13 protein-coding genes and 1 tRNA gene are annotated in these 15,614 nt (G+C 57.5%); 2 read left to right on the top strand and 12 right to left on the bottom strand.

The window, feature by feature from the left end; all coding sequences use genetic code 11:
* Positions 1-3 precede the first annotated feature (3 nt).
* A complete protein-coding gene (locus DMP05_RS04650) occupies positions 4-660 on the top strand; it encodes a hypothetical protein (protein ID WP_123219381.1) in 657 nt (218 codons plus the stop codon).
* Between the two features lie 371 nt (positions 661-1,031).
* On the opposite strand, the gene guaD is transcribed toward DMP05_RS04650, so the two are convergent.
* From guaD to DMP05_RS04630, 4 genes are all read right to left on the bottom strand, one after another.
* Positions 1,032-2,414 carry a guanine deaminase gene (gene guaD / locus DMP05_RS04645; protein ID WP_123219380.1) on the bottom strand — a complete coding sequence of 461 codons (1,383 nt, stop codon included), beginning with the start codon at positions 2,412-2,414 and terminating at the stop codon, positions 1,032-1,034.
* A gap of 14 nt (positions 2,415-2,428) precedes the next feature.
* On the bottom strand, positions 2,429-4,198 hold the full coding sequence (locus DMP05_RS04640) for an adenine deaminase (RefSeq protein ID WP_123219379.1): 1,770 nt from the start codon (positions 4,196-4,198) through the stop codon (positions 2,429-2,431).
* A gap of 246 nt (positions 4,199-4,444) precedes the next feature.
* Positions 4,445-4,521 (bottom strand) — tRNA-Pro (locus DMP05_RS04635).
* Positions 4,522-4,645: 124 nt separating this feature from the next.
* Positions 4,646-6,004, bottom strand: coding sequence for an aminotransferase class III-fold pyridoxal phosphate-dependent enzyme (locus DMP05_RS04630; RefSeq protein ID WP_123219378.1), 1,359 nt, complete (start codon positions 6,002-6,004; stop codon positions 4,646-4,648).
* A gap of 169 nt (positions 6,005-6,173) precedes the next feature.
* On the opposite strand from DMP05_RS04630, the gene pyrE reads away from it, so the two are divergent.
* Positions 6,174-6,857 (top strand): orotate phosphoribosyltransferase, encoded by a 684-nt coding sequence (pyrE, locus tag DMP05_RS04625; protein ID WP_123219377.1) that lies wholly within the window; start codon positions 6,174-6,176, stop codon positions 6,855-6,857.
* Positions 6,858-7,106: 249 nt separating this feature from the next.
* Here pyrE and DMP05_RS04620 read toward each other — a convergent pair whose 3' ends face one another.
* From DMP05_RS04620 to cmk, 8 genes are all read right to left on the bottom strand, one after another.
* On the bottom strand, positions 7,107-8,102 hold the full coding sequence (locus tag DMP05_RS04620; protein ID WP_123219376.1) for an NAD(P)H-dependent glycerol-3-phosphate dehydrogenase: 996 nt from the start codon (positions 8,100-8,102) through the stop codon (positions 7,107-7,109).
* A 192-nt stretch (positions 8,103-8,294) separates the two neighbouring features.
* Positions 8,295-8,930, bottom strand: coding sequence for a glycerol-3-phosphate 1-O-acyltransferase PlsY (gene plsY, locus DMP05_RS04615; protein ID WP_123219375.1), 636 nt, complete (start codon positions 8,928-8,930; stop codon positions 8,295-8,297).
* Positions 8,931-8,936: 6 nt separating this feature from the next.
* Positions 8,937-10,262 (bottom strand): ribosome biogenesis GTPase Der, encoded by a 1,326-nt coding sequence (gene der, locus DMP05_RS04610; RefSeq protein ID WP_114615019.1) that lies wholly within the window; start codon positions 10,260-10,262, stop codon positions 8,937-8,939.
* Between the two features lie 123 nt (positions 10,263-10,385).
* A complete protein-coding gene (locus tag DMP05_RS04605; protein WP_123219374.1) occupies positions 10,386-11,756 on the bottom strand; it encodes a DUF512 domain-containing protein in 1,371 nt (456 codons plus the stop codon).
* A 70-nt stretch (positions 11,757-11,826) separates the two neighbouring features.
* A complete protein-coding gene (locus DMP05_RS04600; protein WP_123219373.1) occupies positions 11,827-13,029 on the bottom strand; it encodes a murein hydrolase activator EnvC family protein in 1,203 nt (400 codons plus the stop codon).
* Between the two features lie 99 nt (positions 13,030-13,128).
* Positions 13,129-13,956, bottom strand: coding sequence for a 4-hydroxy-3-methylbut-2-enyl diphosphate reductase (gene ispH, locus DMP05_RS04595; protein ID WP_123219372.1), 828 nt, complete (start codon positions 13,954-13,956; stop codon positions 13,129-13,131).
* Between the two features lie 134 nt (positions 13,957-14,090).
* On the bottom strand, positions 14,091-14,915 hold the full coding sequence (locus DMP05_RS04590) for a lysophospholipid acyltransferase family protein (protein WP_244595042.1): 825 nt from the start codon (positions 14,913-14,915) through the stop codon (positions 14,091-14,093).
* Positions 14,916-14,924: 9 nt separating this feature from the next.
* On the bottom strand, positions 14,925-15,605 hold the full coding sequence (gene cmk, locus DMP05_RS04585; protein WP_123219371.1) for a (d)CMP kinase: 681 nt from the start codon (positions 15,603-15,605) through the stop codon (positions 14,925-14,927).
* Between the last annotated feature and the right edge of the window lie 9 nt (positions 15,606-15,614).

Below are 15,614 nucleotides of genomic sequence, written 5' to 3'. Positions count from 1 at the left end.
CCCATGAAAATGCACAGCGGCGTACAACTGAGCGACGTTGAATACGAAGAACTGCTTACGCTCGCAGAAGCCGCCGACAACGGCGAAGATGTTATGCTCACAGCCTTTATGAGACTGTGCCCCACCGGTCAAGAAGGAGCGTTCGACGAATCAGTCGTGGCAGCGTATGCCGCGCTCGCCGATTTGGGCTTTATCGAAGGCGTGCAAGAAGGCGGCGAGTTCTTCTTCGAGGACATCACGCCGGCCGGCCGTTCGCTCACCAATCCCAGCTTCGCTAGAAATCGAGACGACAAATCCGCTTTGTTCGGCGAAGCCGCCTCTTTCGATGAATCTGCGGCATTCGACGAACCAATCGACGTTGCGGCGGAAGATGCGCAAAGCGATCACGAACGCGACGTTTTCTCGAAACACGACGAACATGCCGAGCCGCAGCCGCATTTCGAAACCGAAACGTCCGAAGCGTATGGCGAAGGCGAAAGTGACAACGAAGCGTTCGAAGAAGCTGGCGATCCAACCGAAGCTTCGGCCGATGAAGCATCTGGCAGCGAGGTCGCAGCGCTTTTCGAAAGCCCCGCAACCAAACAGGCCGTTATCGCGGGTGCCGTGGCAGGCTTTGTCGCAGGCGCCATCGCCGCGGCCATCGTGTGCTTCGTGCTGTAAATAAGCATTATGAAACCGACGATGCGCTAGAGCCAAAGCGTTCAGCGCATCGAACAATCATCCCGGAACAGAGAGGCACGGGAGACTGCCACATGTCCCCCGTGCCTCCTGGGCCGCCTAGTCCTTCTGCAGGAGGTTCAGTAGCTCCTGAACCTCCTGCGCCTTTAGACTTTCTGGGCTTCCTGAGCTTACCTCGCATCAGAGCGTTCGAACACAGCTATCCGACAATCCTCACTGCGTTATCGAGCATTCTTATGCACCCCTCGGCATCTTTGCCGCGCAATCGGACACTCGTGCCGTGCCACCTCGCCACCACGCATCAATGTCGCGCACTCGAGCGCCCATGCGCGCTACCTCGCACCCTCCTCGTGCTATCGAGCATCCTTGTCACACACGAGACGTCCCTGCGCATAGACCTTGCGCACGTTATCGGGCGTCGACAAATACAGGATGCGCGCCAAACGGTCAATGGGGGCGTCGAACACGCCAAAGCCCGTAAGATCGCAATCGGGCCGCTTGGTATCGACCACCTGCATATCGAACGCGCGACCCGGCTCGAACGTGCCCGTTGGCAAACCGAGCGCCTCGGCGCCACCCGTCGTGGCAAGCCAGAACGACTCAACAATCGACACGCGCGTGCCCTCGCCCAATCCACCGCGTTCATCAGGCGGCAGCATCGCATTCACGCCCGTTTCAAGAAGGCGCGAAACGAGTACCGCCTGGCGAATATTCTCATACATGCTCGGGCTATAGCCGCCCGAGATATCGGTACCAAGACCCACATGAATACCCTGCTTACGGAAGCGTTGGACCGGCGCCACCGCGCTCGAGAAATACGAATTCGCCATAGGGCAATGGGCAATCGCCACACCCAGCTCGGCGAACATCTCGCCCTCTTTCTCCGTGACGTAAGGGCAATGCGCCATAATCGTGCGCTCGTTCACCAAACCGAAATCGCGAAGCGCATATGGGTCGGTTTTTCCAAAACGCTCCAGCACCACATCGTGCTCCCATTGGCCCTCGTTGCAGTGGGTTTGCACGTAGGCGCCCGTCGAAGCCGCAAGGTCGCCAAGGCCGCGCAACACTTCATCGGTGCAACTTGGAATGAAGCGCGGCGTGATAACTGGCCAAATGCCCTGCTTGCTCGCGCGGCCAATGGCTTCGACTTCCTTAATAAGCGTCGCCGTGTCACCCACAGCCTGCGCAGGCGAGGCGTCGCGATAATATTCAGGGTTCGCGGCGGGGTCGTCCATGACCGTTTTGCCGACAAGTGCGCGCTGGCCCTTTTCGGCGCAAATCGCCGCAAGCTCGATGCTTGATTCCAAATGCGCGCTTCCCAAATACACCGTGGTCGTCGAGCCGCGCGCGAGCAAAGCATCCACAAGGTCGCCGTACACGCGGCGCGCGAATTCCATATCAGAGAACTTCGATTCCAAGGGGAACGTGCGCTGCTCGAGCCACAAATATAAAGGCTCATCGAGCGCAAGCGCGGCCTGGGGCCATTGCGGCGCGTGCACATGGATATCCACGAAGCCGGGCAGGCCAAAACGCCCCTCCCCCAGCTCTACGAGCATGCCGCGATTGCGATACGCTTCAAGAAGGTCAGACTTGCACGGGTCGTCGCCCGTCACAACGCGCACGATGACGCCATCGCCGTCAACTTCGATAAGCGCGTCTTCCAAATACTCGAATTCGCCATACACGGGAGCATGGAAAAACGAGCCGTAGTACGCGCTTTTCACTTCCTTCGACATGAAACCCCCTCGCGTTATTCCACGACGCCCTTGATGGGGTCTTCGATTTGCAGCGTCAGCACGTTGATGAACCCGTGGTCGGTAATGGCGCACGCGGGCAACGCCGCCAGGCAAATGAACGACAGGAACATAAACGGGATGGAAATGATGCAACCGCGCTCGGCGCATGCCGCATTCAACGCGCCCTTCTTCGCCGCAAGCTCCTCGCACGAAAGGTCGGAAAGCAAGCCGCACAAGGGATATTCGACGCATTGAATGATCTCGCCGCCGTCGACGAGGCACTGTCCGCCGCCAATTTCGACAAGATGGTTCACGGCAATCGACATGTCCTCGAAGTTCGTGCCCATAACAATGATGTTGTGGTTGTCGTGCCCCACCGACGAAGCAATGGCGCCGCTCGTCATATGGAAACCGCCCATGAACGCCTTGCCCACGTTACCGTTCTTGCCATAGCGCTCGACCTGCGCGATATAGAGCACGTCCTGATCGACATCGCATGCCACGTAGCCGTCGACGCAGGCTAGCTCCACCTCGCGCGGCTGGGTGATGGGAATCCACGGCAGCGTGTCCATACAGGTGGCCTTCACACGCGTGGCGCCTTCGGGAGCCGCGATCTTGAAGCTATCGGGCGTGATGGGATTCAAAAGTGTCATCGTGTTCAACAGGCACGGGTCATGCTGGGCGGTTTCGTAATGCACGAGCATTTTGCCATGGTCGACAATCTGCTTGCCACGCGACCATACGCTCACCACGCCGAAATCGTCTGCCGTATCGCCCGACACGATATTGATGTCGGCGCGCTTGCCCGGCGCCAGCGCGCCGATATCGGTCAGCTCGAACGCGCGCGCCGCATTGATGGTCACCATTTGGATGGCCTTCACGAACGGCAGGCCACAGCTAAGAGCGAGCTTCAAATGATGATCAAGGTGTCCCGTCTCATTCAAATCGCAACAGTGCAAGTCGTCGGTCACGATGCTCATCATAGAAGTGTCGATGTCTTTGCCCACGATACATTCGAGCTGCTGCGCGAGTGTGCGCGCAGCCGACGATTCGCGCAGCATCGCATGGACTCCCACGCGAGCGCGATCCATGATTTCGTCGGCGGAAAGCGCTTCGTGGCACGTTGAGATGCCCGCAGCCGCGCACTTGTTCAAATCGGCACCCTTCATGTCAACCAAATGGCCTTGGGCGGTCATGCCCTTCATGCCCGCAACGTCGTCAAGCGATTCCAGAAGATCGGGCAAATCAGCCAAGACGTAAGGGCCAACGCATTCAGAAATGCCCACAGCGTCGGGGCGTTTGAGCGCTTCGCGAATAATCGAGGGATTGAAGGAGCCGCCGCTCGTTTCAAGCGCGGGTGAGAAAGGAACATGGGAAGGCACGACGAAATACAAGTTCAAATCGGTCGCCTGGTTTTCTTCGATTACGGCCTCGATGCCCTCAAGGCCGCTTACCACGCCCACCTCGTGGAGGTCGGTCATAATCGATGTCGTGCCATGTTTGAGCACCGCTTCCGCGAAAGGCCGAATTGCCAAGTCGGAGCTTTCGGGATGAATATGGCCATCGATGAAGCCCGGCGTAATGAAGGCGCCCTCGGCATCGATGATTTTCGTGCCCTCGCCGACGCAGTAGTCCACATCGCCTACTGCGGCAATCGTTTGACCGCTTATAGCCACGCCGCCATCATAGATTTCGCCCGTATACACGTTCACAATGCGACCGTTCGAAATCACGACGTCCGCTGGCTTGCTGCCGCCTGCTACCGCAAGAAGTTCCTTGTCCATGTGCCATTCCTTTCAAAAAACCGCTCTTGCAACTGCATTGAGCAATGTAACACCCAGCGAGCGAGTTTTTTGTTCAAAAGAAAGAAATGCTTTCCCACTTGAAGCCTTGTTTTTTACAGATTGTTTCGAGCATATACAATGCCGAGAGGAAAACGCCCCGGAGAAAAGGGCGAGACAACGATGATGAATAAAAACGAAACAAAAAAGCAGGCCAGAAGTTTTACCTTCTGACCTGCTCTAATTAGCTGGTCGGGTTGACAGGATTTGAACCTGCGACCCCTTGACCCCCAGTCAAGTGCGCTACCAAACTGCGCCACAACCCGTTGCGATTTCGAGCTCTTCGCTCAAACGCAAGACGTTAGTATACGCATCTCTTCCATGCCGTGCAAGCGTTATTTTCAACTTTTCTGAAAAACTTTCGCTTGAACCAAAAAGGCACGCCAACGATTACCAACCCGCTTGGTTTACGAGCACGTCATCCGAAATCTCGCCCGCTTCATATTCCGAAATCGCCTGATTGGCAATCGCGAAGCCGCGGCGCAATTCTTCCTCGGTGATATTAAGCGGCGGCTGAATGCGCAAAATATTGTCGGCGACCGAAATCATGAGCAAACCCAACTCGTAAGAGCGATACACGATTTTAAACGTGCCCGTGGTGTCGGCCTCCATGGAGCCGTCTTCGCTCTTCTTCACCACAGCCAAGCCGCGAGACATGCCCACGCCGCGAATGAAGCCGATCGTGTTGGGATGGTCGGCCATCGTCTGCTCGAGCAGCTCGAGCATCACGCGTTCGTTTCGCTTCAAAATACCCTGGAATTCATCGGTTTGGTAATAGTCGAACGCCGCACAACCGGCCGCACACGCGATGGCGTTGCCGCCAAGCGTGAACAGGTGCGCCGGCGCAGGCAGGCTCTCCATAATGTCTTTGCGGGCCATAAACGCGCCCAAAGTAAGGCTCGCGCCCACCGATTTGCCCATGATGACGCCATCGGGCACGATGCCATCGAAGTATTCGATGCCAAACCAATGGCCGTCACGCCAAAACGCCTGCTGTACTTCTTCGGAAATAAACAGAATACCGTGCTTTTTGCATAGAGCATAGAGCGCATGCATGAACTTGTCGTTCGCCAAATTCAAGCCGCCGTCGCCCTGCACGGGCTCAATGATGACCGCAGCCACCTCTTCGGCGGGCAAATACGTGTCGAACGCCTCTTGAATTTCTTTCACATACCACTCGGCGGGCATGTCGGGCGCTTCGGAGCCGTAGAACGGGAAATGGTAGATATCGCCCATGAACGGGCCCATTTTCGACGCCATGCGAGTGGTAACGCACGAAAGCGCAATGGAGCCGTACGTAGAGCCATGATACGCGTTGATGAACGTGATAATCTTCCGGCGGCCGGTATAGGCGCGAGCAAATTTCACCGCAGCGTCGTTGCAGTCGGAACCGCAGTTGCCAAACGCGATGCGCACGTCTTCGGCGGGGCGACCGGGAAACACCGAGCACAGGCGCTCGGCATACTCAATCGTCGCAGGGCTGTACGTGTATGCCGCGGTGTACTGCGTACACTTCGCCAGCTGCTCCTGAATGCCCGCGGTAATGTGCTCGTTGCAGCTACCCAAGTTCAGCGAGGAAGCGCTCGTGAGAAAGTCGATGAACTCGTTGCCGTCGGTGTCGACTACTGTGGAATCTTTCGCACGGTCAACCGCCAGTGGAAAATATGACAGGTGCTGGCATGGTGCAATCACCTTCTTGTCACGCTCAACCCATTGCTTACACACGTCTTGTTTGATGAAATCGCCCATACTATCGCCTTCCGTCACAAACCGCCCCGCAGCAAAAAACCGCGCAGACGATGGCCTTTTGCGGCCCTTACGCTAAACGCTGCCGATTATAGAACCAAATCGGGTATCATGGCGAATAGTTTATAGCCCAGCCGTTGGGGCCGGGCGCGAATCGAAGGAGTTCAGCGGAATGGAAGATTACAAACGCGAATTCATCGAGTTCATGGTTGAAAGCGATGTGCTCAAATTCGGCGAGTTCACTCTAAAAAGCGGCCGCAAGTCACCGTTCTTCATGAATGCGGGCGCCTACGTAACGGGCGAGCAGCTCAAGCGCCTGGGCGAGTACTACGCCAAGGCCATTCATGACAACTTCGGCCTCGATTTCGACGTCGTGTTCGGCCCTGCCTACAAGGGCATTCCGCTGGCCGTCGTGACCGCCATCGCGCTGCAAGAACTCTATGGCAAAGAGGTGCGCTACTGCTGCAACCGCAAAGAGGCCAAAGACCACGGCGCTGACGCGGGCAACCTGTTGGGCGCGACCCTCAACGACGGCGACCGCGTGATCATGGTCGAAGACGTGACCACGTCGGGCAAGTCGATCGACGAGACCTACCCCATTGTGACGGGCGCTGCAAACGTCGAGGTCAAAGGCCTTATCGTGTCTCTTAATCGCATGGAAGTCGGCAAGGGCGGCGTAACCACCGCGCAGAAGGAAATCCAGACGAAGTACGGCTTCCCCGTAGCCAGCATCGTGAGCATGGCGGAAGTGACCGAAACTCTGTACAACCACGAAATCGACGGCAAGGTCGTCATCAACGACGATATCAAGGCCGCCATCGACAAGTACTACGAGCAGTACGGCGCAAAAGAATAGCACTCGGCGCAAAAACACAAAGGCGCAGCTTTGGCTGCGCCTTTTCTTTTGCTTCAATTCAATCGGGCGGCACGATTATGCTTCAACTCGTCCCGATAAAACGATGCGGGCAGCGCCCGAGGCGATCTAAATTTGCCCTAGGAATCATCCGTCTCATTCATTCCGCCATACGCACGCTGAATGTACCGAGGGGCTCATTCTTGCATCTTTTGGAACCGCCCCTCTTTCGCCGTCTTGCCTTAAACCGGCTTAATAGAACTCTGGCTTCAATTCGCGACCGAACAACTGCGCAGCAGCCAGCTCCAAATTAGAGCCTTCCCACACCACACGACGCACGGTTTCGGCAATAGGCAGCTCAACCCCCACCGATTCGGCGAGCGACATGAGCGTGCGACACGCAAGTGCGCCTTCGACCACCATATGGGTTTCGGCTTTATACCGCTCAAGCGTTGTGCCCTGGGCCAGACGATAGCCGAACGTGCGATTACGTGAATGCTCGCTCGTGCACGTAGCAATGAGGTCGCCCACACCCGCCAGGCCCAAGCACGTCATGGGCATACCGCCGCACGCGGCGACCAAGCGGCTCATTTCCGCCAGACCACGCGTCATCAAAAGCGACGCTGTATTGTCGCCATATCCCATGCCATACGACAGGCCGCATGCAATGGCGATCACATTTTTTGCCGCCGCGCACACCTCAACGCCAATCACGTCTTCGCTGATGTAGGTGCGAAATGCTTCAGTGGCGAAAAGCCCTTGGAAAAAGCGGGCAGTCTGCTCACTTTGTGAGGCAATCACCGTGCCGGCAGGAATGCCCAGAATCACTTCTTCGGCATGGTTGGGGCCAGCGAGCGCCGCCAGGCGGCTCGCATTGCCCAACTCGGCTTCGAGTACCTCGACCGGAACGAGGCCGCTCCCCTCTTCCACGCCCTTGCAGCACACCACGATAGGGGTGTCACCGTCGACGAACGGCGCAATGTTCGCGCACGTTTGGCGAATCACAGCCGAAGGGGTCACAATAACCACGGCGGATGCGCCGGAAAGCACTTCCTCGAAACTCGTCGATGCCTTCACGCGGGAATCAATCTTACAGCCAATGAGATAACGCGGATTTTCGTGACGTTCGTTTACGCCGTCACACACTTCCTGCTTGCGCGCCCACAGCGCAACGTCGTTGCCGCCAAGCCCCAGAACATGCGCAAGCGCCGTGCCCCACGAACCAGCGCCAATAACTGAAACCTTCATATCGACTCCCAACAAAAGAAAACTGCACAGCCGACCAAAAGTCGGTGATAGTGAACGAGCTGCTGCAGAATGGCCTGAAATCGAGAAGCCGCATAGCAGCGCTACGCGAGACGAAGATCGAAAGGCCAAGACGCAGTGCATCGCCCGCTTGCAGCGTCGGCAAAATTCGCCGTTCGTTAGAACGGCGAACCATTATTTTTTCGAACCCACGCGACGCTCATTGCCCGCGCGCAAACGCTCAATGTTGCCACGATGGGCCCACACAACAGTCATGCCCGTGACGAAATAGCACGCAATAGCGCCCCAATCGCCCCAGAACAGAAAGCATGCGATAACCGGACACAGCGCCGCGGATGCGATGGAACCCACCGAAACATAGCGCGTAAGCGCGACGAGCACGGCAAAAATGCCGAACAGCTCGATGCATGCCGCCGCAGGCCCCCAGCACACGAACAATGCGCCAATGGCCACAGCGATGCCCTTGCCGCCGTGAAAGCCCAGCCATGGGCTGAAAATATGGCCCAAGGTGCAACCCATCGTCGCTATGCCAAGCAGGGTTTCATAACTCACGAAGCTGCCCGTCAAAAACGACGTCGCACCCATGCCAATGAAGCCCGACGCGATGCCCTTGCCGAAATCGAGCAAGAATACCGCGGCGCCTCCCTTTTTGCCCATCGTGCGCATGGCGTTCGTGGTGCCAATGTTGCCGCTGCCATGCTCGCGAATATCGGTGTGGTAAAACACCTTGGAAATAATGAGACCCCAAGGAATTGAGCCGAGCAAAAACGCCGCGACAAACACGCCAAGCGCGACCAATGCATCTATCATGTTCCGCTAGTCCTTCTTCTTGAACTTCCAACGAATGGGCGTTCCCTCGAAATCGAACGTATCGCGGAAGCGGTTCTCGAGGAAGCGCTGGTAGTTATCATTTTCGCGCACCAGGTCGGGCTGGTTGCAGAACAGCGTGAACTCGGGCGGGCAAATATGCGTTTGCGTCATGTACTTCAGCTTCAGAACGGCCTTGCCCTTGCGCACGGTATGGCCGAATTCGCGCACGCCCTCGAGCCACGCATTGAGTTTGCTTGTGGATACCTGACGGCTGAAGGCATCGTATGCCTTGTCAATGGCATCCCAAATGCGCAGCACGCCTTTGCCGGTAAGCGCAGAAATGCTGATAACAGGAGCATATCCCACGTACATCATGCGGTCATGAATGCGGTCACGCAGATCTTCGAGCTGTTCGCCCGACTCAACGATGTCGCGCTTATTGAGCAGAATCACCATGGCGCAGCCGCGTTCCTGCGCGTAGCCGGCAACTTTTTGGTCCTGGTCGGTCAGTCCGAGCGTGGCATCGATCACGAGCAGGCACACGTCAGCGCGGTCGATGGCGCGCATCGCACGAACGAAGCTGTAGTATTCGACATCTTGGTCGATCTTGCTTTTGGCGCGCAAGCCTGCCGTGTCGACAATCTTGTACTTCTTGCCGTCGTGCTCAACCATGGTATCAATCGCGTCACGCGTCGTGCCAGCGACATCGCTCACGATAGAACGGTCAACGCCGATAAGGCGGTTCGTAAGAGAGCTTTTGCCCGCATTCGGACGGCCGATAATAGCGACGTTGATGATTTCTTCTTCCTCAACTTCCTCATGCGCGGGAAGTTTGGCGAGCTCTTCGACGACCTCGTCGAGCAAGTCGCCCGTGCCGTGGCCATGCGAAGCCGAAATAGGACGCGGGTCGCCCAGGCCCAGGCTATAGAATTCCCACAGGGCCTCGTCTTCCTTATCGGGGTTGTCGAGCTTGTTCACCGTGAGCAGCACGGGTTTACCGCTTTTGCGCAGCACGCGAGCCACTTCAATGTCGTCGGGCGTGGCGCCCGTACGACCGTCGACGAGGAAAATCACGACGTCAGCCTCGTTCGCGCCGGCAAACGCCTGTTCGCGAATGGATTTCTGGAACGCGTCCTCGTCACCCATCTCGATACCGCCGGTGTCGATGAGCATGAAGTGCACGCCATTCCAATCGGCCTCATGATAAGAGCGGTCGCGCGTGACGCCGCGCATCTCGTGAACGATAGCCTCGTTCTTACGGGCAATGCGGTTGACAAGCGTGGACTTGCCCACGTTGGGGCGACCCACAATAGCAACAACAGGTAAAGCCATGGTTGATCCTCAATCTATAGTTGGTTGCGACATAAGCGCCAACCGAGCGCCGGGCACGGACTGGCGCATGGCGCTTCGCGGCATGGCCGCATCGCGCCCAGCGCAACACACTTGCAATTTCGCCTAATAGCCAACGACCAGTTCTTCGATTTCGGCAAGGTATTCAGGCACGCTGCATGATACCACGGTCACAGGCACGCCCGACGTGTCGCGAATATCGTCCACGGTCATATCATCAAGCGTATAGCCGTTGGAGTTGAACATGATTTTCGGAAGCACCACGTAGTCGTGGGCGGAAATGCCGCGAATCGCCATGGCCACGTCAAAGCCGCACAGAAGGCCGGTGACGTCGACGTTGCCGCCGAAGTGGTTATTCTTCACTACGAGCGGTACCAGGCGACCCTTCGTAGGAGCCTCTTCCATCAAACGAGCCATGCAGGGTCGCTGCGCCTCGCCGAAGATGTAGTACACGCGAGCGTCTTCCTCTTCGAGCACTTCGGCCAAATGTTCGAGTTGTTCGGCGCACGATTCCCATTCATCAACCGACGTACGTACAATGCCAATGCCGTCTTCAAACATCTCAAAGTTGCCATAATGCTCGGTGGGCGGAAGATGCTCAAGCAGGCTGTCGGGATATGCATTGCAGTAAAACTCATCAGCCAAATACACCCACGGAAAGCCGCGCTCGGCCAAGGCATGCTTTTGCATAGGCTCCACGGTATCGATCACATCAAGTGCGGCATCGACGTCGTTGTAGCTCTTCTCGAACGAGCGCTGGTGCTTGGTATACCCAAGCGGCACAATACCGATATTCAGAATCCCAGGATGCATATAAGCCCAAGTGAGCGTTTTCTGCAGTTCGAGGCCATCGTTATAACCCGGAGTAAGCACGATTTGAGCATCGAATTCGATGCCTGCATCGAGCAGCCTCTCGAGCATCTCAATGCCATGCGGCGCATGCTTTCCGATCATTTTGCGGCGCACCTCGGGCGTGATGCAGTGCAGCGAAAGGCGCAAAGGCGAGATATGGCGCTCGACGATTTCCTCAAAATCGCCTTCGGTCAAATTCGTGAGCGTGACAAAATTGCCCTGCAGAAAGCTCAAGCGCCAATCGTCATCGCGCAGCACGAGCGAAGCGCGCGCGTCTTCGGGGAGCTGGCGCATGAAGCAGAACACGCAGGCATTGCGGCACGTTTTGATTTTATCGAATACGGCGCCGTCGAATTCGATGCCCCAATCTTCGCCCTCATCGCGGAAGAGGTCGACCTCGCCCGCCTCGCCTTCGGTGTCGACATACGCAACGGTGATTTCCTCGCCATCGGCATACCACCGCCAATCAAGCACATCACGCAGGGAGTTTCCGTCGACGGAAAGAATACGACAGCCCGGCGTGAAGCCCGCGTCGTCGAACGGCGAGCCTTCGGCAACGCTGATGATTTCACCGCCGCCTTCGGGAGCGCCCGGATATTCGTGCACATAGCGACTCTCTGCCATGCACACTCCTTTCCTCAATACGAAAGCGGGCGGCCGCACGCCGCCCGCAAAATGACACATTCGAGAGTTTCTACCAGCCGAAATAGGCCGCCGGGTTCACGGCCGTGCCCGTTACACCATTGCTGCACCCCGTATTGATTTGGAAGTGCAGGTGGGGACCCGTCGAAAAGCCCGTACTGCCGGAAACCGAGATTTGCTGGCCAGCGGAAACGTGCTGACCAACCGATACGAGCACCTGGGAGTTATGCAGGTACCACGTTACCAAACCGCCGCCATGGTCGACCGTAACAGCGATGCCGCCCGTGCCAAACCAGCCAGCCGTGGTAACGGTACCGTCGGCCATGCAGTAGACGGGCTCGTAAGAATTCGAGAGGTCGACACCTTGGTGGAAATCGCCAATGGAGGGTCGCCAGCCAAAACCACTCGTGACGTATTTGCCAGGAGCCGGGTTCACCCAGCCCGAAACGCTGCCGGAATAGCTCGCGGAAGAGCCGTTCAACGAGCTGGAGCTTGACGAGCTCTGCTGAATGGCCCTTTGGGCGGCCGCCGCAGCTTCCTCTTCCTTCTTTTTGGCCTCCTCGGCGCTCATGCGCGTTTGCTCGGCCTCGGCAAGAATGGCGGAAATGTCGCTGTTCATGTCGTCATACTGCTTCTGCAGGGCAGCCTGAGCGGTTTCCAGCTCTTCTTTGGCGGCCTTGGCGTTGGCGAGCTCTTCCGCCGCGACCTTCTCCTGCTTGGAGTATTCGGCATGGGCCGCCTCGGCTTCAGCCTTGGCGTCTTTGTTCTGCTGAACCAATGCGGCATCTTGCTGGCTGATGCGCTCAACAGAATCCCAGTTGGTAACGAAGTCGTCGAACGACTGGGAGCCGAAGATGACGTCGATCATGCTCATGCTGCCTTCGCGATAAATCGAATTCGCACGTTTGGCCAGCTGATTGCGCGTGCTTTCGATGAGCGATTGGGCCTCGTCGATGCGCTGCTGCGCAGCATCCATGGCGGCAACGGCAGCCTCATGGGCATCGTTTGCGGTGTTATAGCGCTCGAGCGCTTCGTTGTATTGCGTTTGAAGAGAATCGAGCTTGGCCTTCATTTCGTCGGCTTCGGCCTGCTTCGAGGCGGCAGAGGCGGCGAGTTCGTCGGCTTTCGCGTTCAACTCATCAGATTCGGCGGCGTATGCCAGCCAGGGGAAAAGCATCGCGCATCCCGCGATGCCGGCAGCTTTCAAGAAATTGCGGCGCGTCCAGCCGCGAAGTTCAGAGCCAGTTTCGTTCATAGCGTGGTTGCTCCTTAATCTGTCGTTGCGCACCCCGCAATGCGAGAATGCGCAGACCAACAGACTAATTCTAGCAGGAAATACACGCGACGAGAAGCATTACATCGCTTCCAAACATTCCACCACTTCTTGGATTTGATCGGCAGGGGTCGAAGCGCCAGCGGTCACACCCACAGTTTTGCAGCCCTCGAACCACGAAGCTTGCAGTTCATCGGAACCTTCCACGAAATGGGACTTCGGGCAATGCGCCTTGCAAATCTCGTAGAGATGCGTGGTGTTCGACGAATTCTTGCCGCCCACGATAACGATTGCGTCGACTTCCCCGGCAAGGCGCGCGGCCGATTCCTGACGCTGACGCGTCGCAAAGCAGATGGTGTTTTTCACAGTAGGCTCAATGCCGCGCGCGCGAATCGCCTCGACCACCGATTCGAGCTTTTCGGTGCTTTGGGTCGTTTGCACCACAACACCTACGGGCTCAATAAGCTCGTCAGGCAACTCGTTGGCATTGGCAACCACGACGGCACGCTCGCCCGCATGGCCGCACAACCCGAGCACCTCGGGATGGTCGGCGCGGCCCACAACCACCACGGTACCGCCCATATCACGAAGCTGCGCAGCGGAGCGCTGGGCCTTGGCCACGTGGGGGCACGTCGCGTCAATGACGGTAAGCCCTCGTTCACGCAACGTCGCGAGCACGTCAGGCTCCACGCCATGGCTGCGAATAATCACGATGCCTTCCTGCACGTCGTCGGGCGATGCGGCAACATGCACGCCGTTGGCGTCGAGCTCTTCGACGACCTTGGGGTTGTGAATCAAAGGTCCAAGCGTATAGGTGTCTTCATCGTCGAGCATGGCGGCGTTTGCCATATCGAGTGCACGCTCGACTCCATAGCAAACGCCAGCATGTTTGGCGCGAATCACTTCCACGGGCACATCCTCCTTGGTTGGCAGGGCAAAATGCCCCAGCATTGTCATTGGGCCATAGAGCGAAACAGGCAGCTCTCCGTTTGGCAGCATGCCATGTTCGCAATTCAGCGCATTATCGTCCAGGCGAACGAATGCTAAGCAATCGGGCGCGAGAGCATTTTCCCCGCAAGCTCGGTGGAAAAATCGCGCGCCTCAGGGAACAGGGATTTCATGTCCACCTCTTCGCGGTTCACATTGTCACGAAGCGCATAGCACTCGCGCATGGCGTACCACGAAACAGCATCGAGACGGTCTTCCTTGGGAAGGAAGTCGAAGTCTTCCAGATAAATGGGGGCACCAAACACTACCGTGACCTTCGGGAAATGCATGCGCTCGCCCTTACGCTTAATGGCATCCACGTTGCGAATAGACGACGGAACGATGGGCGCTTTGCCCATGCGGGCGATAAACGCCGCGCCACCGTGCAATTCCGGCGCGGCCGTGCCACGGTCGCGACGCGTGCCTTCGGGAAAAATGCCCACGCTTTCACCGCGCTTCAACATGGCAGATGCGCGCTTGATTGCCGTGCGATCAGCTGATCCGCGTTTAATGGGAAACGCCCCGACGCGCGAAATCACCTGGCCCGCAAGGCCGCCGGCGTTGGCGAACATGTTGTCGCGCGCCATGAACCGAACCCACTGCTTCGGACGCGCGGCGATCCACAGGAAAGCCGGATCGAGGTAGGAAGCATGATTGCCAATAACCACCGCGCCACGCTTGCCATCGAACTGGCGCAGGTTTTCGATGCCCTCGACCTTGTAGCGGAAGGCGATTTTGAACGCGATGAAAATGATCGCGTACACGATATTGCCAACGAAGTGCCCAACGCGCTTCGGAGCGCTCTCGCCTTCTTTTACCTTTTCGAGGCCATCAACAGGGTCAATGGGCATATCCCACATGTCTTTGTATGCGAGAAACACGCGTTCCTCCTATGCGTTCGCGCCGGCGGCGCGCGCCATAGCGCAGATTTGTTCGATGATTTCGTCAATCGTAAAACCGGTGGAATCGATGCATTTCGCATCGACGGCGGCAACGAGCGGAGAGGTCTCGCGGGCGGAATCGAGCTCATCGCGCCTCACGATGTCGGCGAGCACCTCATCGAAATCAACGGACCCAACGCCACGGGTTTCGTTTTGCGCCACACGACGGCGCGCGCGTTCTTCGTTGCTTGCGGTGAGGAACACCTTCACTTCGGCCTGAGGGAATACGACCGTGCCAATATCGCGACCCTCGACCACGTAATCGCCCTGCGAGCCAATGCGGCGCTGCTGTTCGACGAGCGCCTCGCGCACCTCGGGGTGCTTGGAGGCGGAACTCACCGACCTGTCGATGCGCGCCGTGCGAATGTCGCCCGTCACATCAACGCCGTCGATGAATACCTGCTTAGGCGCCGGATTGCCCGGCTCATGAGAAAACGAAATCGCACGCTCGCGCGCGATTTCGCCCAAAGCGGCAGAATCCTCGAGCGAGACACCATGCTCGAGCGCATACCACGCAATGCTTCGGTACATCGCGCCCGTGTCGAGGCAGTTGAAGCCAAGCGCCTTCGCGACCGATTTGGACACGGTCGACTTGCCAGCTCCAGAAGGGCCGTCAATAGCAATAATCATGAATAGTTT

The sequence above is a fragment of the Slackia isoflavoniconvertens genome (assembly GCF_003725955.1).
GTDB classification, from domain to species: domain Bacteria; phylum Actinomycetota; class Coriobacteriia; order Coriobacteriales; family Eggerthellaceae; genus Slackia; species Slackia isoflavoniconvertens.
Note: the sequence above shows the minus strand (reverse complement) of the source record. Positions and strands in the feature narration are given on the sequence as shown.

Bases quoted from the DNA above. Each gene is read 5' to 3' on its own strand.
- DMP05_RS04620 (WP_123219376.1), bottom strand. From the start codon at position 8,102: ATGAAGGTTTCAGTTATTGGCGCTGGTTCGTGGGGCACGGCGCTTGCG.
- DMP05_RS04605 (WP_123219374.1), bottom strand. From the start codon at position 11,756: ATGGCAGAGAGTCGCTATGTGCACGAATATCCGGGCGCTCCCGAAGGC.
- pyrE (WP_123219377.1), top strand. From the start codon at position 6,174: ATGGAAGATTACAAACGCGAATTCATCGAGTTCATGGTTGAAAGCGAT.
- DMP05_RS04600 (WP_123219373.1), bottom strand. From the start codon at position 13,029: ATGAACGAAACTGGCTCTGAACTTCGCGGCTGGACGCGCCGCAATTTC.
- plsY (WP_123219375.1), bottom strand. From the start codon at position 8,930: ATGATAGATGCATTGGTCGCGCTTGGCGTGTTTGTCGCGGCGTTTTTG.
- der (WP_114615019.1), bottom strand. From the start codon at position 10,262: ATGGCTTTACCTGTTGTTGCTATTGTGGGTCGCCCCAACGTGGGCAAG.
- DMP05_RS04640 (WP_123219379.1), bottom strand. From the start codon at position 4,198: ATGGACAAGGAACTTCTTGCGGTAGCAGGCGGCAGCAAGCCAGCGGAC.
- cmk (WP_123219371.1), bottom strand. From the start codon at position 15,605: ATGATTATTGCTATTGACGGCCCTTCTGGAGCTGGCAAGTCGACCGTG.
- guaD (WP_123219380.1), bottom strand. From the start codon at position 2,414: ATGTCGAAGGAAGTGAAAAGCGCGTACTACGGCTCGTTTTTCCATGCT.
- DMP05_RS04650 (WP_123219381.1), top strand. From the start codon at position 4: ATGAAAATGCACAGCGGCGTACAACTGAGCGACGTTGAATACGAAGAA.
- DMP05_RS04630 (WP_123219378.1), bottom strand. From the start codon at position 6,004: ATGGGCGATTTCATCAAACAAGACGTGTGTAAGCAATGGGTTGAGCGT.